The organism is Bradyrhizobium sp. 172 (assembly GCF_023101065.1).
Taxonomy (GTDB): Bacteria; Pseudomonadota; Alphaproteobacteria; order Rhizobiales; family Xanthobacteraceae; genus Bradyrhizobium; species Bradyrhizobium canariense_D.
Genome location: NZ_CP064701.1, coordinates 6,039,712 through 6,063,331, shown reverse-complemented (window position 1 = coordinate 6,063,331; position 23,620 = coordinate 6,039,712). Strand labels below are relative to the sequence as shown.

Annotated in this window: 25 protein-coding genes; 16 read left to right on the top strand and 9 right to left on the bottom strand. The window is 63.9% G+C overall.

Annotation, left to right across the window (positions count from 1 at the left end):
- Window position 1: 1 nt before the first annotated feature.
- A complete protein-coding gene (locus IVB07_RS29125; RefSeq protein WP_018454985.1) occupies window positions 2–427 on the bottom strand; it encodes a type II toxin-antitoxin system VapC family toxin in 426 nt (141 codons plus the stop codon).
- Entirely contained in the window at window positions 424–702 is a 279-nt protein-coding gene (locus IVB07_RS29120) for a type II toxin-antitoxin system Phd/YefM family antitoxin (protein ID WP_018454984.1), read from the bottom strand. The genes IVB07_RS29125 and IVB07_RS29120 overlap by 4 nt, the downstream gene beginning before the upstream one ends.
- 229 nt (window positions 703–931) lie before the next feature.
- Between IVB07_RS29120 and glpD the strand changes: the two genes are divergently transcribed.
- The 7 genes from glpD (at window position 932) to IVB07_RS29085 (ending at window position 8,635) form a co-directional block, all read left to right on the top strand.
- Window positions 932–2,482, top strand: a complete 1,551-nt coding sequence (gene glpD, locus IVB07_RS29115; RefSeq protein WP_085361305.1) for a glycerol-3-phosphate dehydrogenase — start codon at window positions 932–934, stop codon at window positions 2,480–2,482.
- A complete protein-coding gene (locus tag IVB07_RS29110) occupies window positions 2,479–3,618 on the top strand; it encodes an ABC transporter ATP-binding protein (protein ID WP_018454982.1) in 1,140 nt (379 codons plus the stop codon). The genes glpD and IVB07_RS29110 overlap by 4 nt, the downstream gene beginning before the upstream one ends.
- Before the next feature lie 12 nt (window positions 3,619–3,630).
- Window positions 3,631–4,716 carry an ABC transporter ATP-binding protein gene (locus IVB07_RS29105; protein WP_247363618.1) on the top strand — a complete coding sequence of 362 codons (1,086 nt, stop codon included), beginning with the start codon at window positions 3,631–3,633 and terminating at the stop codon, window positions 4,714–4,716.
- A complete protein-coding gene (locus IVB07_RS29100) occupies window positions 4,716–5,618 on the top strand; it encodes a sugar ABC transporter permease (RefSeq protein ID WP_018454980.1) in 903 nt (300 codons plus the stop codon). The genes IVB07_RS29105 and IVB07_RS29100 overlap by 1 nt, the downstream gene beginning before the upstream one ends.
- Entirely contained in the window at window positions 5,618–6,424 is an 807-nt protein-coding gene (locus tag IVB07_RS29095; RefSeq protein ID WP_018454979.1) for a carbohydrate ABC transporter permease, read from the top strand. The genes IVB07_RS29100 and IVB07_RS29095 overlap by 1 nt, the downstream gene beginning before the upstream one ends.
- 11 nt (window positions 6,425–6,435) lie before the next feature.
- Window positions 6,436–6,765, top strand: coding sequence for a DUF2160 domain-containing protein (locus IVB07_RS29090; protein ID WP_018454978.1), 330 nt, complete (start codon window positions 6,436–6,438; stop codon window positions 6,763–6,765).
- A 127-nt stretch (window positions 6,766–6,892) separates the two neighbouring features.
- Entirely contained in the window at window positions 6,893–8,635 is a 1,743-nt protein-coding gene (locus tag IVB07_RS29085; protein ID WP_039799251.1) for an ABC transporter substrate-binding protein, read from the top strand.
- Window positions 8,636–8,823: 188 nt separating this feature from the next.
- Here IVB07_RS29085 and IVB07_RS29080 read toward each other — a convergent pair whose 3' ends face one another.
- The 3 genes from IVB07_RS29080 to IVB07_RS29070 form a co-directional block, all read right to left on the bottom strand.
- The gene (locus IVB07_RS29080) at window positions 8,824–9,924 is read right to left on the bottom strand and encodes an alkene reductase (protein ID WP_247766787.1); all 1,101 of its coding nucleotides are present in this window, start codon (window positions 9,922–9,924) and stop codon (window positions 8,824–8,826) included.
- A 183-nt stretch (window positions 9,925–10,107) separates the two neighbouring features.
- Complete coding sequence (locus IVB07_RS29075; protein ID WP_018454975.1) at window positions 10,108–10,611, bottom strand: DUF1993 domain-containing protein; 504 nt, start codon at window positions 10,609–10,611, stop codon at window positions 10,108–10,110.
- Window positions 10,612–10,867: 256 nt separating this feature from the next.
- Entirely contained in the window at window positions 10,868–12,169 is a 1,302-nt protein-coding gene (locus IVB07_RS29070) for a lytic murein transglycosylase (RefSeq protein ID WP_247363617.1), read from the bottom strand.
- Window positions 12,170–12,355: 186 nt separating this feature from the next.
- Between IVB07_RS29070 and htpX the strand changes: the two genes are divergently transcribed.
- Window positions 12,356–13,288 (top strand): zinc metalloprotease HtpX, encoded by a 933-nt coding sequence (gene htpX / locus IVB07_RS29065; protein ID WP_026232852.1) that lies wholly within the window; start codon window positions 12,356–12,358, stop codon window positions 13,286–13,288.
- Window positions 13,289–13,422: 134 nt separating this feature from the next.
- The gene (locus IVB07_RS29060) at window positions 13,423–14,064 is read left to right on the top strand and encodes a tetratricopeptide repeat protein (RefSeq protein ID WP_026232851.1); all 642 of its coding nucleotides are present in this window, start codon (window positions 13,423–13,425) and stop codon (window positions 14,062–14,064) included.
- 194 nt (window positions 14,065–14,258) lie between these two features.
- Here the strand turns inward: IVB07_RS29060 and IVB07_RS29055 are convergent, their stop codons facing one another.
- The gene (locus IVB07_RS29055; protein WP_018454971.1) at window positions 14,259–14,600 is read right to left on the bottom strand and encodes a hypothetical protein; all 342 of its coding nucleotides are present in this window, start codon (window positions 14,598–14,600) and stop codon (window positions 14,259–14,261) included.
- Between the two features lie 164 nt (window positions 14,601–14,764).
- The gene (locus IVB07_RS29050; RefSeq protein WP_018454970.1) at window positions 14,765–15,571 is read right to left on the bottom strand and encodes a hypothetical protein; all 807 of its coding nucleotides are present in this window, start codon (window positions 15,569–15,571) and stop codon (window positions 14,765–14,767) included.
- A 229-nt stretch (window positions 15,572–15,800) separates the two neighbouring features.
- On the opposite strand from IVB07_RS29050, the gene IVB07_RS29045 reads away from it, so the two are divergent.
- On the top strand, window positions 15,801–16,094 hold the full coding sequence (locus tag IVB07_RS29045; RefSeq protein WP_007607017.1) for an antibiotic biosynthesis monooxygenase: 294 nt from the start codon (window positions 15,801–15,803) through the stop codon (window positions 16,092–16,094).
- Between the two features lie 138 nt (window positions 16,095–16,232).
- Here the strand turns inward: IVB07_RS29045 and IVB07_RS29040 are convergent, their stop codons facing one another.
- Window positions 16,233–17,678: a short-chain fatty acyl-CoA regulator family protein gene (locus tag IVB07_RS29040; protein ID WP_018454969.1), complete on the bottom strand. Its 1,446-nt coding sequence runs from the start codon at window positions 17,676–17,678 to the stop codon at window positions 16,233–16,235.
- A 222-nt stretch (window positions 17,679–17,900) separates the two neighbouring features.
- Between IVB07_RS29040 and IVB07_RS29035 the strand changes: the two genes are divergently transcribed.
- From IVB07_RS29035 to IVB07_RS29025, 3 genes are all read left to right on the top strand, one after another.
- On the top strand, window positions 17,901–19,532 hold the full coding sequence (locus IVB07_RS29035) for an isocitrate lyase (RefSeq protein ID WP_018454968.1): 1,632 nt from the start codon (window positions 17,901–17,903) through the stop codon (window positions 19,530–19,532).
- 29 nt (window positions 19,533–19,561) lie between these two features.
- The gene (locus IVB07_RS29030) at window positions 19,562–19,768 is read left to right on the top strand and encodes a hypothetical protein (protein ID WP_007595122.1); all 207 of its coding nucleotides are present in this window, start codon (window positions 19,562–19,564) and stop codon (window positions 19,766–19,768) included.
- A 199-nt stretch (window positions 19,769–19,967) separates the two neighbouring features.
- Complete coding sequence (locus IVB07_RS29025) at window positions 19,968–20,522, top strand: hypothetical protein (protein ID WP_247766786.1); 555 nt, start codon at window positions 19,968–19,970, stop codon at window positions 20,520–20,522.
- Window positions 20,523–20,561: 39 nt separating this feature from the next.
- Here the strand turns inward: IVB07_RS29025 and IVB07_RS29020 are convergent, their stop codons facing one another.
- Window positions 20,562–21,443, bottom strand: a complete 882-nt coding sequence (locus IVB07_RS29020; RefSeq protein ID WP_018454966.1) for a metallophosphoesterase — start codon at window positions 21,441–21,443, stop codon at window positions 20,562–20,564.
- A gap of 80 nt (window positions 21,444–21,523) precedes the next feature.
- Here IVB07_RS29020 and IVB07_RS29015 point away from each other — a divergent pair, with 80 nt between their 5' ends.
- The 3 genes from IVB07_RS29015 (at window position 21,524) to IVB07_RS29005 (ending at window position 23,608) form a co-directional block, all read left to right on the top strand.
- On the top strand, window positions 21,524–22,015 hold the full coding sequence (locus IVB07_RS29015) for an NUDIX domain-containing protein (protein ID WP_018454965.1): 492 nt from the start codon (window positions 21,524–21,526) through the stop codon (window positions 22,013–22,015).
- Between the two features lie 62 nt (window positions 22,016–22,077).
- Window positions 22,078–23,025 carry a glycosyltransferase family 2 protein gene (locus IVB07_RS29010; protein WP_026232850.1) on the top strand — a complete coding sequence of 316 codons (948 nt, stop codon included), beginning with the start codon at window positions 22,078–22,080 and terminating at the stop codon, window positions 23,023–23,025.
- Between the two features lie 67 nt (window positions 23,026–23,092).
- Complete coding sequence (locus tag IVB07_RS29005; protein ID WP_018454963.1) at window positions 23,093–23,608, top strand: N-acetyltransferase; 516 nt, start codon at window positions 23,093–23,095, stop codon at window positions 23,606–23,608.
- Window positions 23,609–23,620 lie beyond the last annotated feature (12 nt).

Sequence of the window (23,620 nt, the reverse complement as noted above, 5' to 3'; positions counted from 1 at the left end):
ACTATGGGTTGTCCCACGGGTTCAGCAGCGGCACGCCGAATACCGCAAAATCCTTCACATTGCGCGTGACGAGCATGAGGTTGTTTGCCAGCGCGGTCGCGGCAAAGAAGCCGTCCATGACAGACAATGCGAGACCGCTTCTGCGACTCTGAGCCATCAGGTCACCCCAGCGTTCCGCGACCGCGTGGTCGATCGGCAGTGTGCGCCCGGCAAAACGCTCCGGCAGATCGCGGGCAAGCCAGGCGGCCAGTGCTGCACGGCGACGGCCGTCCTCCAGCAACGCGATGCCGCGACGAAGCTCGGCGATCGATGCCGCGCTGATGAACGCACGATCCTCGTCGATCGTATCAAGCCATGACAAGACTTTCGGCGAAGGGGCGGGCCTCTGGACCTCCGACAACACGTTGGTGTCGAGCAGTAGATTCACGGCAGCTCGTCGTGCGGCGCGTCGTGAACGCGTTCAAGCTCGAGGTCGCCGCTGCGCAGCGGCGAAGCCAGCAGGAATTCGGCCAAGGTACCTTTGCGCGCCGTCTTGCGCGCCCATTCCTCGACGGAAACGATCACCGCGTTGGGCTTGCCGTGTCGGGTGATGATTTGCGGGCCGGCTTGGGCACGATCGATCACCTCGGAGAGCCGGGCCTTGGCGTTGGCAAGCGTCCACGAGTCCGTCGCTGGTGAATCTGGTGCAGTGTGTTCCGTCATGCAAACAACGACCAATATGACTATTCTTACTAATAAGGGTCATCGACGACTTTTCAAGAGCAATAATGCCGCTCAAATCCCTCCTGAACTGCCTATTTCGCCCCCGTGTGCCCGCTTAAAAGTTCCGCTTTCACTTCGTTTCTCTCCTCTTTCATCTTGCTTTCGTTTTCTGGTGTGATCTAATCAAAAGCGAAAGTAACCGCTCGATTGAACGGGCGGTCGCCGGGGGATGCGTCTGTTGGATCGTATTTTCGACCTCGCCATTATCGGAGGCGGTGTTAACGGCTGCGGCATCGCGCGCGACGCGGTGGGCCGCGGCAACACGGTTTTCCTGTGCGAAATGAACGATCTGGCGAGCGGGACGTCGTCCTGGTCGACCAAGCTGGTGCATGGCGGCCTGCGCTATCTCGAATATTACGAGTTCCGGCTGGTTCGCGAGGCGCTGATCGAGCGCGAGATTCTCTGGGGCATCGCGCCGCACATCATTCGCCCCCTGCGTTTCGTTTTGCCGCACCATGCGGGCCTGCGGCCAGCCTGGCTGCTGCGCCTCGGCCTCTTTCTCTATGACCACATCGGTGGCCGTCATCTGTTGCCGGCGACGCGCTCGGTTGACCTCCGACGCGACGAGGTCGGCCGCCCGCTGATCCCGAACCGCTACGGCCGCGCGTTCGAATATTCCGACTGCTTCGTCGACGACGCCCGTCTCGTCGTGCTCAACGCACGCGATGCCGCCGACAAGGGCGCCGAGATCCGCACCCGCACTCGCGCGACGGATATCAAACAGTCAGACGGCATCTGGACCGTCAGCATGATCGACACGCTGACAGGCGCGCGCTCGTCGATCCAGGCCCGTGCGGTTGTCAATGCCGGCGGGCCCTGGGTCGAGGATGTGCTCGGCCGCGGCGCCGGCGTCAACGCGAAAGCCAAGGTGCGCCTGGTGCAGGGCTCGCACATCGTCGTGAAAAAACTCTACGACCACGACCGCGCCTACATGTTCCAGAATGCAGATGGCCGCATCATCTTCGTCATTCCCTATCAGGACGATTTTACGCTGATCGGCACCACCGACCGCGACTATGACGGCGATCCCGCCAAGGTGAAGGCGACGGCCGAAGAGATCCAGTATCTCTGCACGGCGGCGAGCGAATATCTGGCCAAGCCTGTCACGCCCGATGACGTGGTTTGGACCTACTCCGGCGTACGTCCGCTCTATGACGACGGGGCCAGCGAAGCCAAGGCCGCGACGCGCGACTATGTGTTCGAACTCGACACGCCCGGCGGCGTGCCGCTGCTGTCGATCTATGGCGGCAAGATCACGACCTATCGCCGTCTCGCCGAGGAGGCGCTGGAGCGGCTCGCGCCCTATCTTCGCAGTGCGAAAGCACGCGAAGGCTGGACCGGCAAATGGCCGCTGCCCGGCGGCGACATGGGCGTGTCCGATGTCGACGGCCTGATCGCCGAGCTTCAGCGCGGCTATCCTTTCCTCAGCCACGAGCATGCGCGGCGCCTGGCGCGCGCCTATGGCACGAGGGCGATCAAGCTGCTTGGGGATGCGAAATCGGCGGTCGATCTCGGCCAGGCCTTCGGTGCGACGCTGACCGAGCGCGAAGTCCGCTATCTCATCGCCAACGAATGGGCCGTCACCGCCGAAGATATCGTCTGGCGCCGTTCCAAGCTCGGCCTGCGACTAAGTGCCGACGAGATCGCGGCGCTGGACGACTGGATCAGGACCCACGCCGTGCAGCAAAGTCCCCTGCTGGAAGCCGGAGGACGCTCATGACGGTGACACTCGATCACGTGACCCGGACTGTCGACGGGGTCCCACACATCCGCGACGTCTCGCTGACGCTCGAGAGCGGCACGCTCAACGTGCTGCTCGGGCCGACGCTGTCGGGCAAGACCTCGATCATGCGGCTGCTCGCTGGCCTGGACAAACCGACATCGGGCAAGCTGCTGGTCAACGGCAAGGACGTCACCGGGGTCGACGTGCGCCAGCGCTCGGTCGCCATGGTCTATCAGCAGTTCATCAACTACCCCTCGCTGTCGGTCTACGAGAACATCGCTTCGCCTTTGCGCGTGCAGGGCAAGCCGCGCGCCGAAATCGAGGCGCGCGTTGCGGAAGCCGCCCGGCTGCTCCGGCTCGAGCCGTTCCTGAAGCGCACGCCGCTCCAGCTTTCCGGCGGCCAGCAGCAGCGAACTGCGATGGCGCGCGCGCTGGTGAAGGGCGCCGACCTCGTGCTGCTCGACGAGCCGCTCGCCAATCTCGACTACAAGCTGCGCGAGGAACTGCGCACCGAGCTGCCGCGCATCTTCGAGGCCTCCGGCGCGATCTTCGTCTATGCCACCACCGAGCCGACCGAGGCGCTGCTGCTCGGCGGCAACACGGTGTGCATGTGGCAGGGAGAGGCGCTCCAGATCGGCGAGACTCCAAAGGTCTACCGTCATCCGCAGACCTTGCGGGTCGCGCAGGTGTTCTCCGATCCGCCGCTGAATCTCGTAGGCATCGAGAAGAAGAACGGTTCCGTGCAATATGCGGGCGGCATTGCCGCGCCGGCGTCCGGTCTCTATTCCTCGCTCGCGGACGGCGCCTATCGCGTCGGATTTCGCGCCCATCAGCTCGCACTTGCCAATGGCGAGACTGACCGCCACGCCTTCCATGCGACGGTAACGGTGACCGAGATCACCGGTTCGGAGAGTTTCGTGCATCTGACCCGCGACGGATCGAACTGGGTGGCGGTGCTGCACGGCGTGCACGAATTCGAGCCCGGCCAGACGCTCGATGCCGTGCTCGATCCCAACGACGTGTTCGTTTTCGATGCTGCCGACCGGCTGGTCGCGGCACCCGGTCCCATAGCGTTTTCAAGCGAAGTGCCGAGCGGTTCGCGTGAAGAAAACGCGTCAAAGAAAAAAGCCTGAGGGGGATGCGACATGGCCCGCATTGACCTCGTCGATCTCGCCCACTCCTACGGCGGCAATGATGCCCCGCAGGACAGCTTTGCTCTCAAGCCTGTCACCATGACCTGGCGGCAGGGCGGCGCCTATGCGCTGCTCGGGCCGTCCGGCTGCGGCAAGACCACGCTGCTCAACGTCATCTCCGGCATCATCACGCCGTCGCGGGGGAAAATCCTGTTCGACGGCGAGGACATCACACCGCTGTCAACCCAGAAGCGCAACATCGCCCAGGTGTTCCAGTTTCCGGTGATCTACGACACCATGACGGTGGGGCAAAATTTGGCGTTCCCTCTGAAGAACCGCGGCGTGCCGAAGGCTGAGATCGACAAGCGGGTCGCCGAGATCGGCCGCTTGCTCGACCTCGAGCCCTATCTGAACCGCAAGGCGACGCGGCTCACGGCCGATGCCAAGCAGAAGATCTCGCTCGGCCGCGGCCTGGTACGCTCCGACGTTGCCGCCGTGCTGTTCGACGAGCCGCTCACCGTGATCGACCCCGAGCTGAAATGGCAGCTCCGCTCCAAGTTGAAGGCGCTGCATCGCGAGCTCGACCTGACGATGATCTACGTCACCCACGACCAGACCGAGGCGCTGACCTTCGCCGACACCGTGGTGGTCATGCATGACGGCCGCGTGGTGCAGAGCGGCACGCCGGCCGAGTTGTTCGACAAGCCGGCGCACACGTTCGTCGGCTATTTCATCGGCTCGCCCGGCATGAACATCCTGTCGGCCGAGGTGAGGGGCCGTGAGGCCAAGATCGGCGGTCATGTGATCGCGCTCAACCGCAGCTACGACAAGCTGCCTGCTGGCGCGAAGATCGAGATCGGCGTCCGTCCGGAATTCGTTGAGGCCGTCGCGCCGGCGCCCGGCCTGCTCAGTGCGAAGATCGAACGCGTCGACGACCTCGGCCGCATCCGCTTCGCGCGCGCGCGGCTCGGTGACGCCAAGCTCGCGGCGCGCGCGCCGGCCGGCTTCACCAGCCCGGACGGCACGGCCGGCCTGAAATTCGATCCGTCGCACGTCCACGTCTATGCCGACAGCCTTCTGGTGGAGGGAGCCGCCTGATGGACAAGACTATCAACCAAAAAGCCTGGTTCCTGGTGCTGCCGGTGTTCCTGGTCGTCGCCTTCTCGGCAGTGCTGCCGTTGATGACGGTGGTGAACTATTCGATGCAGGACACCTTCGGCAACAACCAGTTCTTCTGGAACGGTGTCGGCTGGTTCAAGGAATTGCTCGATCCTTCGACCGACCTCGGCGGCCGCTTCCTGGCTTCGCTCGGCCGCAATCTGTTCTTCTCGCTGGTGATCCTCGCGATCGAGGTGCCGCTCGGCATCGTCGTCGCGCTCTCGATGCCGCGCCAGGGCTGGACGGTTGCGGCCTGCCTCGTCATCCTCGCGTTGCCGCTGCTGATCCCGTGGAACGTGGTCGGCACGATCTGGCAGATCTTTGGCCGTCCCGACATCGGCCTGCTCGGCTATGTCCTCAATGCGACCGGCATCGATTATAATTACGTCTCCAACGACATCGACGCCTGGGTCACGGTCATCGTGATGGACGTCTGGCACTGGACCAGCCTGGTCGCGCTGCTGTGCTATGCCGGACTTAAGTCGATCCCGGAGGCTTATTACCAGGCGGCGCAGATCGATGGCGCCTCGCGTTGGGCCGTGTTCAAGGCGATCCAGCTGCCGAAGATGAACCGCGTGCTGCTGATCGCGGTGCTGCTGCGCTTCATGGACAGTTTCATGATCTACACCGAACCGTTCGTGGTGACTGGTGGGGGGCCCGGCAATTCGACGACTTTCGTGTCGATCGAGCTGGTCAAGATCGCGCTCGGCCAGTTCGACCTCGGCAAGGCCGCCGCGCTGTCGCTGGTCTACAACCTCATCATCCTGATCGTCTGCTGGATCTTCTACACCGTCATGACCAACGCCGGCAGCGATCGGAAGCCGCAGGAAGGAGCCGTGTGATGCACTCGATCCCCGGCCGTCGCCTCATCATGGCGCTGTTTTTGATCTTCCTGCTGTTGCCGATCTACTGGCTCGTCAACATGAGCTTCAAGACCAACGCCGAGATCGTCTCGACGATGACGCTGTGGCCGCACGCGCCGACGCTCCAGCACTACAAGCGCATCTTCACCGATGAGAGCTGGTATTCCGGCTATATCAACTCGTTGGAATATGTCGTCCTCAACACCATCATCTCGATCTCGGTGGCGCTGCCGGCGGCCTACGCGTTCTCGCGCTACCGTTTCCTCGGCGACAAGCATCTGTTCTTCTGGCTGCTCTCGAACCGCATGGCGCCGGCCGCGGTCTATGCCCTGCCGTTCTTCAATCTCTATTCGGCGATCGGGCTGTTCGATACGCCCTGGGCGGTCGCGCTCGCGCACTGCATCTTCAACGTCCCGCTGGCGGTGTGGATCCTGGAAGGCTTCGTCTCCGGCGTGCCGCGCGAGATCGACGAGACCGCCTTCCTCGACGGCTATTCCTTCCCGCGCTTCTTCATCAAGATCCTGGTGCCGCTGATTGCGAGCGGCATCGGCGTCGCCGCCTTCTTCTGCTTCATGTTCTCCTGGGTCGAGCTGCTGCTCGCGCGCACGCTGACCTCGGTCTCGGCCAAGCCGATCGCGGCGATCATGACGCGCACGGTGTCGGCTGCGGGCATGGACTGGGGCCTGCTGGCGGCAGCCGGCGTGCTGACGATCATCCCGGGCGCACTCGTGATCTGGTTCGTCCGCAATTATATCGCGAGCGGTTTCGCGCTCGGTCGGGTCTAGGGAGGCATCAAATGGAATGGATTGCATGGATGGCCTGGACGCCGCCGACGGCGATCTTTTTTGTCGCGCTCGCCTGCACGCTGGCTGTGATGACCTGGCTCGGGGTGGCTTATCCCGAAGCCGAGCGCGTCGGCGTGCTGCGCATCCCGACCACGCGCGGCGACCGCCTGTTCATCTCCCTGATCACGGCGGCGGTCATCCACTTGCTGTGGATCGCCTTCGCCGGCACCGACCCCCTCGCCACGCTGCCGATCGGCGAGGACGGAGTTGAAATTTCGCGCCTTTGGATCGCATCAGGAATTTCGCTGGCCACGGCCGTACTCATTTTCCGCACGGTCTAGCCCGCGAAGGAACGGCCAGATCCGGGACCAACCCGGGCCTGTAAAAAGTTTGTCGCTGCAACGGAGGAATAACATGCGGCAGTTTAGGAGAAGGGAACGTCCATTGACCAAGAATAGCTTTCTGACGATGTCCAGCGTCGCCGCCATCGTCGCGGTGTCGCTGGCCGTCTCGGCGCCGGTGCGCGCCGCCGACGACGCCGCGATCCAGAAGTGGATCGCGGAATTCCAGCCCTCGACGCTGTCGAAGGAAGACCAGAAGAAGGAGCTGGAGTGGTTCGCCAAGGCCGCCGAGCCCTTCAAGGGAATGGAGATCAACGTGGTCTCCGAAACCATCACGACCCACGAATATGAGTCGCAGACGCTGGCCAAGGCGTTCTCCGAGCTCACCGGCATCAAGCTCAAGCACGACATCATCCAGGAAGGTGACGTCGTCGAGAAGCTGCAGACCCAGATGCAGTCCGGCAAGAACGTGTACGACGGCTGGATCAACGATTCCGATCTGATCGGCACCCACTTCCGCTACGGCCAGACCATCGCGCTGTCGGACTATATGACCGGCGAGGGCAAGGACGTCACCGACCCCATGCTCGACGTCAACGACTTCATCGGCAAGTCGTTCGGCACGGCGCCGGACGGCAAGCTCTATCAGCTGCCCGACCAGCAGTTCGCGAACCTTTACTGGTTCCGCTACGACTGGTTCACCAACGCCGACTACAAGGCCAAGTTCAAGGCCAAGTATGGCTACGAGCTCGGCGTGCCCGTGAACTGGTCAGCCTACGAAGACATCGCCGAGTTCTTCACCAACGACATCAAGGAGATCAACGGCGTCAAGGTCTATGGCCATATGGACTATGGCAAGAAGGACCCGTCGCTCGGCTGGCGTTTCACCGACGCCTGGCTGTCGATGGCCGGTAACGGCGACAAGGGCATCCCGAACGGTCTGCCGGTCGACGAATGGGGCATCCGCATGGAAGGCTGCCGTCCGGTCGGCTCCTCGGTCGAGCGTGGCGGCGACACCAACGGTCCGGCCGCGGTCTACTCGATCACCAAGTACCTCGAGTGGATGAAGAAGTATGCTCCGCCGCAGGCCCAGGGCATGACCTTCTCCGAGTCGGGTCCGGTGCCGGCGCAGGGCAACATCGCCCAGCAGATGTTCTGGTACACCGCCTTCACCGCCGACATGGTGAAGCCGGGCATCGCCGTGATGAACGCGGACGGTACGCCGAAGTGGCGTATGGCTCCGTCGCCGCACGGTTCGTACTGGAAGGAAGGCATGAAGCTCGGCTACCAGGATGCGGGTTCGGCGACGCTGCTCAAATCGACTCCCCCGGATCGCCGCAAGGCGGCCTGGCTCTATCTCCAGTTCATCGTCTCCAAGACGGTGTCGCTGAAGAAGAGCCATGTCGGTCTCACGTTCATCCGTGAATCCGACATCTGGGACAAGTCGTTCACCGAGCGTGCGCCGAAGCTCGGCGGCCTGATCGAGTTCTACCGCTCGCCCGCGCGCGTGCAGTGGACCCCGACCGGCAACAACGTGCCCGACTATCCGAAGCTGGCGCAGCTGTGGTGGCAGAACATCGGCGATGCGTCGTCCGGTGCCAAGACGCCGCAGGCCGCGATGGACTCGCTTGCCGCGGCCCAGGACTCCGTCATGGAGCGTCTGGAGAAGTCGGGCGTGCAGGGCGCCTGCGGTCCGAAGCTGCACAAGAAGGAGTCGGCCGAGTTCTGGTTCGCCAAGGCCCAGAAGGACGGCACGATTGCCCCGCAGCGCAAGCTCGCCAACGAGAAGCCGAAGGGTGAGACGGTCGACTACGACACTCTGATCAAGTCGTGGCCGGCACAGCCCCCGAAGCGCGCTTCGCTGCAGTAAGGCACATCAGCATAACGACGAAAGGCCGGGAGCAATCCCGGCCTTTTTTCTTTTTATTGTCGTGGATTTTGCTTCCACACGTCATTGCGAGCGAAGCGAAGCAATCCAGAGTCTTTCCACGGAGGTAGTCTGGATTGCTTCGTCGCTTCGCTCCTCGCAATGACGGAGGATGGAGCGACAACGACGCCTTATTCCGCCGGCTCAGCCGCCAGCGTCGGATAGTCCGTGTATCCCTTCGCGCCGCCGCCGTAGAACGTGTTCTTGTCCCAGTCGTTCAGCGCCGCGCCCTGCTTCAGCCGCTCGACCAGATCGGGATTGGAGATGAACGGCTTGCCGAAGGCGATGAGATCGGCCGCGTTCGCCTCGAGCACCTTGGCAGCGAGGTCGAAATCATAGCCGTTGTTGGCGATGTAGGCGCCGGGGAAGCGCTTGCGCAGGCCCGCATAGTCGAACGGCGCGATGTCGCGCGAACCGCCGGTGGCGCCTTCGACGACATGGAAATAGACGAGCTTGAGCGCGGCGAGGCCGTCGACGATATGGTCGTACAAGGCTTGCGGGTTCGAATCCGAGATGTCGTTGGCCGGCGTCACCGGCGAGATGCGGATGCCGGTGCGATCAGCGCCGGCCTCGGCGACGACGGCCCTGGAGACCTCGAGCATCAGCCGCGCGCGGTTCTCGATCGAGCCGCCATAGGCGTCGGTACGCTTGTTGGTGCCGTCCTTGGCGAATTGCTCGAGCAGATAGCCGTTGGCGCCGTGGATCTCGACGCCATCGAAGCCGGATTCGAGCGCATTCTTCGTGGCGCGCCTGAAATCGTCGATGATGCCTGGAATTTCGGAGAGCTCGAGCGCACGGGGCTCGGAGACGTCGGCGAAAGTGCCGTTGACGAAAGTCTTGCCCTTGGCGCGGATCGCGCTCGGCGCCACCGGGGCTGCGCCATTGGCCTGAAGGTCGACATGCGAGATGCGGCCGACATGCCAGAGCTGGATGAAGACCTTGCCGCCGCGCTGATGCACCTGATCGGTGACCGTGCGCCAGCCGGCGACCTGGTCCTTTGAGTAGATGCCGGGGGTGTCCTGGTAGCCTTGGCCCTGCTGTGAGACCTGGCTCGCTTCGGTAATCAGAAGCCCCGCCGAGGCACGCTGGGCGTAATAGTCAGCGGCGAGCGCGCCCGGTACGAAGGTGCCGGGAACGGCGCGGTTGCGCGTCAGCGGCGCCATCACGAAACGGTTCGCCAGCGTGATCGGGCCGAGCTTGTAGGTCTCAAACAATTTGGTCGAACGGCTCATGAGAATGCTTCCAGGCGGTGAGAGATCCGGAACACTTGTGCATTGCGGCAATCAGCGCAAGGGAGGAGCCATACAGAAACTGCAGGCGAGATGCGCAGCCGAGCCGCGCAGCATAAAGCATGTGCAATTTCAGCCGCAGCAGCAGATTGGATCTCCCGCCGCGGCCGTCTGAATAATCGCCTTTCAGTTCGCGCCGAGGAAATCGCGCTTGCCGATCTCGACGCCGGCGTGGCGCAGAAGGCCGTGGGCGGTTGCGGCGTGGAAATAGAAGTTCGGCAGCGAGAACGCGCTCAGGAATTGCTGGCCCTTCATGGTGATGGACTTGTCGGGGCCGGCCGGGAAGGTGACGTCCTTGGTGTCGGCGCCCTCGAACTGCTCGGGCTTGAACGATTTCACGTAGTCGATGGTCTTCGCCAGGCGCTGCTTCAACTCCGCAAAGCTGGTCTCGGTGTCCGGTGTGGAGGGCACGTCGCTATGGGTCAGCCGGGCGCAACCTTTGGCTGCGAAATCGCTGACCAGCTGGATCTGCTTCGAGAGCGGCAGCATGTCCGGAAACAGGCGGGAGCCCAGCAGGACGCTGGGGTCGACCTTCTTGGCCGCACAATGCGCTTCGGCTTTCGTGAGCAGGCCGATCAGGCTGTTCAACATTTGCAAATAGGCAGGAACGACGGCGTCGTGGAAGGACATGTGATGCTCGCTTCAAAAGTGGGAAATCTCAGGAGAAACCTGAGCTACTCACATGGGAACGTCATGGAAAAATACAATCGCCGGAGGGGCTTGTGCAGTGCGAAAATTCTACCGAGCGGGCTGTGGTGCTATCGGCGTCATACCCTCGTGTCATCGCCCGGTTGACCGGGCGATCCAGTACTCCGAGCAGCTGTGATTGAAGGCCGCAGCGTACTGGATGCCCCGCTTTCGCGGGGCATGACAGCGATCCTGGTGCTTACCGGATCGTCCCCACTGGCTGCGCCTGTGCCGTGCCCCCACGCATGCGAGCGAGCAGTTCGGCCGAAGGCCAGGAATCGGCCGGCAGACCGTATTTGATCTGCATCGCCTTCACCGCGGCGCGGCTTTGCTGGCCCAGCACGCCGTCGACCTTGCCGACATTGAAGCCAGCCTGGACCAGAAGCTGCTGCAATTGCTTGAGCTCGTTGAATGGCAGCTGCGCGACCGGTGTGGACGGCTTTCGCATCGGAGCCGCGCCCGCGATGCGGGTGGCGAGATAGCCCGCGGTGGTCGAATAGATCAGCGAGTTATTCCACTCGGTGTAGGCCGCGAAATTCGGGTATGCCATGAAGGCCGGACCGAAGCGTCCCATCGGCAGCAGCACGGAGGCCGCGAGATTGTCGTTCGGCAGCGGCCGGCCGTCGGGATAGGTAACCCCGAGCTGCGCCCATTTTGAGCGCGGCAGCTGCACCGTGAGGTCGGTCTGATCCCACGGCAGGTTCTGCGGCACCTTGATCTCCTCCAGCCACGGCTCGCCGCGCCGCCACTTCAAGCCGTTGGCGATGTAGTTCGCGGTCGAGCCGATCACGTCGTCCTCGCTGCGGAGGAGATCGCGTCGGCCGTCGCCGTCATAGTCGACGGCGTAGTTGACGTAATGCACGGGCAGGAACTGGGTCTGACCGAGCTCGCCGGCCCAGGAGCCGACCATCTCGCCCGGTTGCAGGTCGCCCCGGTCGATGATCTTCAGCGCGGCGATGGTCTCGTTCACGAACATCTCCGAGCGGCGGCAATCATAGGCCAGCGACACCAGCGATTTCAGTGTCGGCAGATTACCCATGTTGACGCCGAAATCGCTCTCCAGTCCCCAGAACGCGGCGATCACTGCCGGCGGCACACCGTATTCCTTTTCCGCGCGTGCGAACGCGGCCGCATGTTGCTTGATATGTTGCTGGCCGTTCTGCATGCGATAGGGCGCGGCCATGCGGCCGGCAAATTCGGTGAAGAGCTGGCCGAACACGCGCTGGCCGCGGTCGCGATTGACGATGCCCTGGTCGTAGACGAGGTAAGGCGAGGCCGCCGCGATCGTCCGCTGCGACACGCCGGCGGCAACGGCCTGCTGTTTCACGTCGACCAGGAAGCGATCGAAGTTCGCCCCGTTATGGCACGACGCCGCGCGCGGCGAGGGCCCAGTGGCCCTGGGAGCCGCGGGCTTTGCCGGCGGCGGCGCGAACTGGGCAGAGGCGGGAAGGGCGAGCGTGAGCAGGGCGGCGGCCGCGATCGCAAATCGGGTCTGGAGCATGAGGTTTCCGCAAGGGGAGGAGACGCTTGGATTCTCGGCCAAGCTTAATGGAACGATTGACCTCAAACCAGTGCCGCGGCTCCGCGACGCACCTTGAAACCTTGCGGGCGGGCCGGGGTCATCCCTACCTCATGCTCGCCGGCCCGCAACGCCTCCAGCGGCTACGGCCGGCCTCGGGAGACGGCCATGAATTATCTTCGTACCGCAATGCTGCTCGCAGGCCTCACCGCCCTGTTCATGGGCGTCGGCTATCTGATCGGCGGTGCCGGCGGCGCCATGATTGCGCTCGTCATTGCCGCGGCGACCAATCTCTTCACCTACTGGAACTCCGACCGGATGGTGCTGTCCATGTATGGCGCCCATGAGGTCGACCGCAGCAGCGCACCGGAGCTGGTCGGGCTCGTGGCCGAGCTAGCGGCCCGCGCCGGCTTGCCGATGCCGCGCGTGTTCCTGATGGACGAGCCGCAGCCCAACGCGTTTGCCACCGGGCGCAATCCCGAGAATGCCGCGGTTGCGGTCACCACCGGGTTGATGCACCAGCTCAGCCGCGAGGAGCTTGCGGGCGTGATCGCGCACGAGCTCGCTCATATCAAGCACCACGACACGCTGCTGATGACTGTGACCGCGACCATTGCCGGTGCGATCTCGATGCTGGCGCAGTTCGGCATGTTCTTCGGCGGCAACCGCGACAACAACGGCCCGGGCATCGTCGGCTCGATCCTGATGATGATCCTCGCCCCGATCGGCGCCATGCTGGTGCAGATGGCGATCAGCCGCACCCGCGAATACGCCGCGGACAATCTCGGCGCACGCATCGCCGGTCAGCCGATGTGGCTGGCATCGGCGCTGGTGAAGATCGAAAGCGCGGCGCATCAGGTCCCGAATTTCGAGGCGGAACGAAATCCAGCCACCGCGCACATGTTCATCATCAATCCGCTGTCGGGCCACGGCGTGGACAATCTGTTTGCCACCCATCCCTCGACGCAAAATCGCATCGCGGCGCTTCAGCAGCTCGCAGCCGAGCTTGGTGCGCAGGCGTCGCCGTCGGTCGGCGCCAATGAGAACTATCCGCCGCGGAGCCCGTGGGGCCGCTCCTCCTCGCGCGGGCCTTGGGGCTGACGCAGCAGCGGCTCTAATTTGCACGCTTTGTGACCTGTCGCACACAGGACGGTCCCGGCCGGTGTTAACACCCTGCCGTGACAGTTCCTGCGAAAGGGGATGCGTGGCCGGCCCTCTGCCTGCCACCGTCGAAGATGACCAAAGCTGCAGTACCATTGTTGATCGTCGTGGGCGTGCTGATTGGCCTGTCCACGCACACCGTCGTCAATTGCGGAGACGAGGACGAGCCCGACATCTGTTCGGCGGTGATCGGCTTCTCGCCGCTGCGCGGCTCGCTGATCGCGTTCGCCTATGAGGGGCGCGGACGGATCGCGTTGCGCCACGGCGACTGGCGGCGGGCGATCGCGGATTTCGACGAGGCCATCCATCTCAATCCCAACCGTGCCTCGCTCTATCGCGATCGGGCGCTGGCGCGCCGGCAGAACGGCGACCTCGAACTTGCCATCGAGGATTACGACGAGGCGATCGCGCATGATCCCAGGCACGCCGCGCCCTATCACCAGCGCGGTCTCGCGCTCGCGGCCGCCGGCGATCTCGATCGCGCGATCCTGAGCTACAACACCGCGGTCCGCCTCGACCCCTCCGATGCGCAGCCTCGGCTCGATCGCGGCCTCGCCTTCCTGGCGCGTGGCCAGGCGAATGAAGCGCGCGCCGATTTCGAAGCCGCGCTGGCGCTGCCCGCCGGCAAGGATGCCCGCACCCGCGACGCGGCACGCGCAAAACTCGCTGAACTCGCGAGCGCCGAGCCGACCCGGCTCGCCGCGCCAGGGCGGTAGAGATATCTAGAGCTGCGTGCGCCGCTGCAACCCTCTCCCCTTGTGGGAGAGGGTGGCTCGCCGCGAAGCGGCGAGACGGGTGAGGGGTATCTCTCCGCGCGTGAGTCTGCTGCAGTTGAATTCGCGGAAACCACCCCTCGTCCGGCGCTTCACGCCACCTTCTCCCACAAGGGGAGAAGGAAGAAAGTGCGCTCCTACTTCTTGGTTTTGGCCTTCTTCGCCTTCTTCACCGGCTTTTCCTTGGGCGCCTTCTTCTCCACCTTCACCGCGACCGGTGTGCTGGCGGCGATCCGCATCGACCGCGCGTAGCTGTCGGCGACGTTGTCGGCGGACATCTGCAGGCGCTTGGCGGCGGCAACGGCCTGCTCCATGGTGGCCTTGGCCATCATCTTGAAGCGGTCGCCGGTCTCCTTGCCCTTGGCCTTGGCCGCAAGGCCGTTGAATCGATCCCGGCGCTCCTTGGCGCGGGTCATCAGGCCCGTATGCAGCTGTCTGGCCAGTTGCCGGATCACGACATCCAGGTCGGCGTCCGCCATGTTGTTCTATCCTCTTCGAAAACGGTATCGATGCGGGCGGGACTATGCAGATCGGGCCCCACCTTGGCAATTCCCGGCCGCGCGTCATCCGCAGCTTCCGGTGACCAAAACAAAAAAGCCGCGCTGTGCGCGCGGCTCTCTGCCTTGGTTTTGCGCTGTCTGTCTTACTTCAGCGAGGCGACCGGGCCGCTCGCAGCTGCCGGATCGGGGTCGAAGCCGAACACCCCCACCAGATACTTGTAATAGTCCGGCAACTTCTCCTTGAGCGCCTCGCGCGACTTCGGGTCGTGGAATTCGCTCTTCCCGGCCAGGAAGATGCTGGCGGTCACCGCAAAGAATTCCATGTGATTCTTCAGCGCATAGGACTCCTTGGGCAGGAGATCCTTGGACTTGGCGTAGGCGTAATAGCCGATCACGCCTTTGTTGGCGTAGCCGTCCGGCAACAGCCGCGCATGGTAGGCGTGCAGGAGCTCGTGCAGCAGCACCGCTTCCTTTTCGTAACGCATCATATCCGGCCGCAGCATGATCACGCCGAGGCCGGAATCGACCGCGAGGTCGACGGCGTTCGGATTGCTCCAGCGCTGCTTGTTGGGGTCCCAGACCGTCAGCGTGCGGGGAGCGGTGCGCTGGATGTCAGGCGTGACCCGGCCGTAGCACGCGGTCGCGGCGCCTTCGTCGAGGCAGGCCAGCTCGCTGGCGATGATCGGGACGGTGCGGAAGAAGCGCAGCACGCGCGGCGAGAGGCCGGCAGCCTCGACCACGTCGATCTGGCTCTTCACATTGTCGGTGAGCTTGTCGACATCCTTGCGGTCGGAATTCTCCGACAGGTCGAACATGTAGCCGCGGTAGCTCTGGAAGCCCGGCGGTAACGCCTGCGCTGCGCCGGAGGACGGATCCAGCGGTCCGGCATGGGATGGATTGGCAAAGAGCGCGCCGACAATGGTCGCGGTCAGCAGCAACGCAATGCGCATGATGAACCCCCTGATGTCACTTCACGCGGCAGAATAAGCCGCCGTTGTTTGCGAAAAGTGAGTGGGGCGAGACTAAGGCAGCGATGTTGAGGCGTGCTTAATCGATCGTTGCGGATCGCGGAACTGAATTAGCGCCGAGTTAACCAAGCGTGGATTGCCCGCGCGCTTCGGCGTAGCATGCGGTCCGGGCACCAAGCCCTCAAACCAGATAGCCGGAAGCGAGGATGCCATGTATGCCGCCATCCGTCAGGCCAAGGCAAAAAGCGGGAGCGCCGAAGAGCTGGCGCGCCGTATCAAGGAAGGCGCCGTTCCGATCATCAGCGACGTCGACGGCTTCCGCGCCTATTACGTCGTCTATGCCGGTGACGACACGGTCACGGCGATTTCGATCTTCGACAAATTCGAGCAGGCGGAGGAGGCGAACAGGCGTGCGATCGCCTGGATCGAGAAGGATCTGGGCGCGCTGCTTGCAGGCGACGCCCGCGCCGCCGCCGGGCCGGTGATCGTGCATACGCTGGCGTAGGGATTGGGTGCAGCCGCACATTCAACTGTCATCGCCCGGCTTGACCGGGCGTCCAGTACTCCGAGACGGCAGGGATTGAACCGATAGGCCGCGGCGTACTGGATGCCCCGCCTTCGCGGGGCATGACAGCGGTGTGCTTTACAGCTCCCTCGCATTCGAGAATGCAAAGCTCGACACCCGCCGCGTCGTCTCGTCCAGGATCAGGGTGCGCGTGATCGGCGGCTCGGCGCGCTGGGCGCAGTTTTCGCGCTCGCAGAGACGGCAGTTGACGCCGATCGGCGTGCCCTCCGTTTTCTCCAGATCGATGCCGGCAGCGTAGACGAGGCGCGCGGCGTGACGGATCTCGCAGCCGAGGCCAATGGCGAAGCGCGGCTGTGGCAGCGGGTGCGGCGCGACGGGGCGGCGCACCATCTGCGCGATCGAGAAATAGCGCGTGCCGTCCGGCAGCTCGATCACCTGCTTCAGCAGGCGGTCAGGCGTGTCGAAGGTCGAGTGCACGTTCCACAACGGACACGTGCCGCCGAATTTCGAGAACGGGAACGTGCCCGACGAAAATCGCTTCGAGACATTGCCTGCATTGTCGACGCGCAAGAGAAAGAACGGGATGCCGCGCGCGTTCGGCCGCTGCAGGGTGGTGAGCCGATGGCAGACCTGCTCGAAGCCGGAATTGAAGCGCTGCGCCAGCAGATGGATGTCGTAGTTCAACGCTTCTGCCGCGGCCAGGAAGGCCGGGTAGGGCATCATCACCGCGGCCGCAAAGTAGTTGCCGAGCGTGATCCGGAATAGGCGGCGCGGTGTGTCGTCGAGCGCGCCGGCGCGGCCGATGATGGTCTCCAGATGCTGCGCGCATTCAACGAGGCCGAGCTGAAAGGCGAGCTGGAACGCGCGGCCGGGCGGGTCGACCAGTTCGGAGATCAGGAGCTGGCGCCGATGGCGGTCGAAGCGCCTCAGCGTCTCGCGCATCACGTCCACCGGCATGATGCGGGTCTGGATCGAATGCTTTTCGCGCAGCCGTGCCGCCAGTGCCGCATAAAGCTCTTCGGCCGGCACGTTCAGTCCGTCGCGCAGAGTCTCCGCGGCCTGCTCGAGTTCCGGAAAGTAGTTGCGGTTGGCCTCGATCAGCTCGCGGACGCGCTCGACCGGATTGGCCTCATAGCGGGTGCCGACGTCGCGGTCGGCCATTTGCGCCGCGGCCAGCGTCTCGCCCTGGCGGGCCTCGGTATAGGCGGCATAGAGCCGTTGCAGCGCATGGGTGACGCCGGGGCAAAGCTCGGCCAGATCGCGCAGTTCCTGCTTGGGAACGTCGATCTGGCGGAACAGCGGGTCGGAGAAGATCTCGTTGAGTTCGGCGAAGAAGCGGTCCTCGTCGGCGGTCGCGAGGTCGCGCAGGTCGAGGTCGTAGGTTTCGGCCAGCCGTAGCAGGATCTGCGCAGTCACCGGACGCTGGTTGCGCTCGATCAAGTTGACATAGCTCGGCGAGATCCCGAGCCCCTCGGCGATCTGAGTCTGCGACAGCCCCAATTGCTGCCGGATCCGCCGGAAGCGCGGGCCGACGAAGAGCTTCTTACCGGATCCGGCGGGCATTCTCAGGTCTCCAAAGTCGTAAGGCAGTCTTACTGACCTATATTCTTTACAAGTTTTACAAAGTGACATTTATTACAATCACCTATGTTACATGACATCACCATTCAAATACAAGACTACTATACGAGCTAGGCTTTCTCGCGTTTAGCTTCTGACACGCATCTCGCAATGCATTGTCAAGAATGTCGATGGCGGTGCCATCGTCGTGAAAGGATCAGGCACATGAATTACCAGCCCCGCGGCATCAGCACCTTCCAGGCCCCTGCCTCGTATCAGAGTGAGGTCGAGGCGGCCCGGTCGCTCCTTGAGACCCAGCCGACCTGGAACGGGGTGTCGGCCGAGGCCGTCGCCCGCATGCGCCTGCAGAATCGCTTCAAGACCGGCCTCGACGTCGCTCGCTACACCGCGGCGCTGATGCGGGCCGACATGGCCGCCTACGACGGCGACCCCACCAAGTACACGCAGTCGTTGGGCTGCTGGCACGGCTTCATCGCCCAGCAGAAGCTGATCTCGGTCAAGAAGCACTTTGGCAAGACCGATCGCACCTATCTGTACCTGTCCGGCTGGATGATCGCGGCGCTGCGCTCCGAGTTCGGCCCGCTGCCGGACCAGTCGATGCACGAGAAGACCTCGGTGCCGGCGCTGATCGAAGAGCTCTACACCTTCCTGCGTCAGGCCGATTCGCGCGAGCTGAACGATATCTTCCGCAACCTCGATAAGGCCCGCAAGGAAGGCGACAAGACCAGAGAGAAGGAGCTGATCGAGAAGATCGATAACTTCCAGACCCATGTCGTGCCCGTCATCGCCGACATCGACGCCGGCTTCGGCAATGCGGAGGCCACCTATCTGCTCGCCAAGAAGATGATCGAGGCGGGTGCCTGCGCGCTCCAGATCGAGAACCAGGTCTCGGACGAAAAGCAGTGCGGCCACCAGGACGGCAAGGTCACCGTGCCGCACGAGGTGTTCCTGGCCAAGATCCGGGCCTGCCGTCACGCCTTCCTCGAACTCGGCGTTGAAGACGGCATCGTCGTGACCCGCACCGACTCGCTCGGTGCCGGCCTGACCCAGCAGATCGCGGTCAGCCACAAGCCCGGCGACCTCGGCGACCAGTACAACAGCTTCCTGGATTGCGAGGAAGTGACCGCGGAGAACGCCCGCAACGGCGACGTCATCATCAACCGTAACGGCAAGATGATGCGTCCGAAGCGCCTGCCCTCCAATCTCTATCAGTTCCGCCCGGGCACCGGCGAAGACCGCTGCGTGCTGGATTGCATCACCTCGCTGCAGAACGGCGCCGACCTGCTCTGGATCGAAACCGAGAAGCCGCATATCGAGCAGATCGCCAAGATGGTCGACCGGATCCGCAAGGTGGTTCCGAACGCGAAGCTGGCCTACAACAACTCGCCCTCGTTCAACTGGACCCTCAACTTCCGTTGGCAGGTCTACGACGCCATGAAGGAAGCCGGGAAGGACGTCAGCAAGTACAATCGTGCCGAGCTGATGAAGCCGGAATACGACGATACGCCGCTGGGGAAGGAAGCCGACGAGCGCATCCGTACCTTCCAGGCGGATTCGGCCAAGCGTGCCGGCATCTTCCACCACCTGATCACGTTGCCGACCTATCACACGGCGGCGCTATCGACGGACAATCTGGCGAAGGAATATTTCGGCGACCAGGGAATGCTCGGCTATGTCAAGAACGTCCAGCGCGCCGAGATCCGTCAGGGTATCGCCTGCGCCAAGCATCAGAACATGGCCGGCTCCGACATCGGCGACGACCACAAGGAATACTTCGCCGGCGAGGCTGCCCTGAAGGCGGGCGGTGCCCACAACACGATGAACCAGTTCGGCTAACGCATCACGCTAATCGACAGGAGACGACAATGACCAACAGCAATTTCTGGGTGATCGGCGGCGAGTTCGGTTCGATGAACTTCCACAAGCTCGTGGAAGGTTCGGCCCAGGTGCAGGGTCCGTTCAAGACCCGCAAGGAGGCCGAGGACGCCTGGCGCTCGGTCTCGGAAGAGAACCGCCACAAGGCGGGCGTCCGCTTCTCGATCGTGGAAGAGCCGTCGCGGGTCTCGGCGTGACAATCTGAACTTGCATGCCAATCTGAATAAGAAGACGTCCAAGGACGGAGGGTCCCATCCGGCGCAAGCCGGGTGGGACCGTCTGTTTTTGGCACAGGTGAAAGATTTGTGGGCGTCGTAAGTCACTGGAATTGTAGGCCCTTTGCGGACACTTTGGTTGCTGATAGGTTAATCCCGCCAAGTGAGGACGAGGCCGCCAATGTCAGAGCCCGAGAGCAGCGGGATCCATCCCAGCCAGCCGCGCCCGGTGCGGCTGCGCGATGCGCTGTTGCGCGCGCGGATCGAGGCCGCCGACCGGACCGGCGTCGTCGTCGATTTGCGCGATGCCGAGGTGGCGCGGCTCGAGATCCTCAACGATTCGCTCGATCCCCTGTTCGCGCAGGTGCCCGATCAGATCGACCTGTTCGACCGTGGCATCAGCCAGGGCGACACGCCCAGGCTCTGGATCGACGTCGTCGCGCATATCTTGATGGGGCGTGACAAGCGAATGTACCGCTTCGTGCAGGACACCCGCTTCGGCCGCATCGTGCTCGCCGAATCGCACGACACCGCTGTCATCGTCGAGGCCGTGACTGATTATGTCGCCCGCCGCATGATCGAACGCGAGCATGCGATGGTGGTCCCGCCCGAGCCGAAGCCCGAGCTAGCGCCGCCGCGGCGCCGCTCGCGCGTGTGGCCGTTCGTGTTCGGATTTGTGCTCGGCGCCGCCGCGCTGTTCGGTGTTGCCGTGCTCGCGGCGCTGCGGAGCTGGTGAGACGTTCGCCGTCGTCATTGCGAGCAATGACGGGCGGCCTCAAATCAATCTCACATGCTTGATCTGTCCGATCTGAAGTCCAACCCCCAGGCTCCGCACCGTCTGCTCGCAACGCCAGCCGGCGTTGTCCTTCTCGATCGTGAACAGATTGTAGGCCGCAGCCGGGGTGCGGCCGTGCGCGAGCGCGGAGGCCGACGGCACGCCGAGGGCCGGAATATTGCCGTTGGGTCCCTCGAACCACATCGTCGAATGAATGTGGTCGTGTCCATGCAGGATCAACTCGACGCCGTGGCGTTTCAAAAGCGTCAGCAGCCCGGCGGAGTCAGTCATGCGCTTGTGGCGCGCGCCGGACTTCAGGGGATGATGCACCAGCAGCACGCGAAAGACGTCCTCGGTTGCGAGCCGCTCGAGCACCTCTTCGAGCGCCGCGAGCTGTTCGCGTCCGAGCGCGCCTGTCGCCATCAACGGCAAGGTGGGCACCGCCGTGGACAGGCTGATCAGTGCGAGCGGCCCGCGCCGGCGCAGGCTCGGAAAGCCGATACGGCCATCGTCGCCCGCAAGATAGGGCGCGAAGGTTTCGCCGAAGCGATGAAAGGTAGCGCGGACATAAGCGTCGTGATTGCCGGGAATCGTGGTGACGCGGTCGGGCGGACCGACGCCGTCGAGCCAGGCGCGCGCCGGCGCGAACTCCGCCTCCAGCGCCAGATTGACGAGATCGCCTGTGACCGCGATGTGGTCGGGACCTTGCGCCTTCACGTCGGCGACAAGGGCGTCGAGCACCTCGCGGCGCTGGTATTTGTGACGGTTGCGCGTCCAGTTGACATAGCCGAACGCGCGCTTGCCGGCGAGCTCGATCAGCCGCGGCTTCGGCAGCGGCGGCAGATGCGGGTCGGACAGATGGGCGAGCGTGAAGGGAGCCATGGGGGGCGATTGCCTCGCTATTCGTCCGCTGTAATGGCAAGGTCGCAGGCTAGGTGCAAGCGGGGCATCAAGGGAGCCCGATGGGGGAACGTCTGAACAGCGTCCGACGGAAATTCGAGCCGCTGCTGCGGCGAATCTTCCACGCCTATTTCCTGCTGGTCCGCGGGATGACGCTCGGCGTCCGCGCCGTGGTGGTGGATGCCGACACCAGGGTGTTCCTGGTCAGGCACAGCTACGTCACGGGCTGGTATCTGCCCGGCGGCGGCGTCGATCTCGGCGAGACCATGGAGCACGCGATGCGCCGCGAGCTCAAGGAGGAGGGGGATATCGATCTCACCGGCGACGCCGTGCTGCACGGCATCTTCCTCAACAGCCACGTCTCCCGCCGCGACCATGTCGCGGTCTACGTCGTCAGGCAGTTCAAGCAGGATCGCCTGCCCGCGCCCAACCGCGAGATCGCGGAGTGCGGATTCTTCGCGGTCACTGCGCTGCCCGAAGGGACCACGCCGGGCACGCGGCTGCGGATCGCCGAAGTGCTGGACGGCAGGCCGCGGATTGCGACGTGGCGATGATGGCTGCCCGTGCTAGTAGATCGCCGCGCCTGCGGTGTCGGCGCATGGACGAGGGATGAAGATTGTCTGAATCGACGACGTCATGGCCATTTCGGGTCGCCGTGCTGGTGCCCTGCTACAATGAGGAAGCCGCCGTCGCGACGGTCGTCGCCGATTTCCGCAAGGCCCTGCCTGCGGCCGAGGTCTACGTGTACGACAACAATTCGACCGACCGTACCGCGGCGGTCGCGCGCGAGGCGGGAGCGATCGTGCGCAGCGAACGGCGCCAGGGCAAAGGCCACGTCGTTCGCCGCATGTTCGCAGACATCGAAGCCGACATCTACGTGCTCGTCGATGGCGATGCGACCTACGACGCGCCGAGCGCGTCGCGCATGATCGACCAGCTCCTCGACGAGCATCTGGATATGGTTGTCGGCCTGCGTGTCGATCAATCGCAAGCGGCCTACCGGCGCGGTCATCGCATCGGCAATCGGCTGTTCACCGGTTTCCTGGCATCGACTTTCGGCCACACCTTCAAGGACATCTTGTCCGGTTACCGCGTGTTCTCCCGCCGCTTCGTCAAATCCTTTCCCGTCCTGTCCGGCGGTTTCGAGATCGAGACCGAGTTCGCGGTCTATGCGCTGGAATTGTCGCTGCCGGTCGCCGAGGTCGGGACGCCCTATTATGCGCGCCCGGAAGGCTCCTTCTCCAAGCTCAATACTTGGCAGGATGGGTTGCGCATCTTCAACACGATGCTGAAGCTCAACCGGTTGGAGCGGCCGCTGCGCTTCTTTTCGGCGATCGGCATCGTCTTCGCGCTGCTGTCGATCGCTTTCGGATTGCCCGTGGTGATCACCTTCCTCGAAACCGGCCTGGTACCGCGCCTGCCGACCGCCGTGCTTTCCATGGGTCTGATGATCATGGCGCTGCTTTCGGCTTCGTCGGGGCTCGTGCTCGACACCGTGACGCGCGGGCGGCGGGAAATGAAGATGCTCGCCTACCTGTCCCAACCACCGCTCGGGCGGAGCTGAAATTGCCCCGGGGGCCGGGCGCAATCGTATGGACCGCTGCCCTCCAAGGTGATATCCCGCCGACGCGATGAACGATCTTTCCCTCACCATCCGGTCGGAAGCCGTCGGCGATGCTCAGGCGATCGAGCGGCTGCACGAACGCACCTTCGGACCGGGCCGCTTCGTGCTCAGCGCGTACCGCATCCGCGAGCACGTGGACCATGTGCTCGATCTATCCTTCACCGCCCGCGTCGGTACGTTGCTGGTCGGATCCGTCCGGCAATTGCCGATTTGCGTCGGCGACACGCCGGCGTTGCTGCTCGGGCCCCTGACGGTCGAGCCTCCGTTCCGCAGCCGCGGCGTCGGCCGGCTGCTGCTCGAGCGCGCGCTGAAGGATGCCAAGGCGCAGGGCCATCGCCTGGTGCTGCTGGTCGGCGACGAACCCTATTACAGCCGCGTCGGCTTCAAGCAAGTCCCCAAGGGACGCGTCACCATGCCGGGCCCGGTCGATTACAGCCGGCTCCTCGTCATCGAGTTGGTCGAGGGCGCGTTCGAAGGCGTATCGGGGCCGGTCGGTCCCGACTGGAGCAAGACGCGAACCTGACGCGCCCTCGCT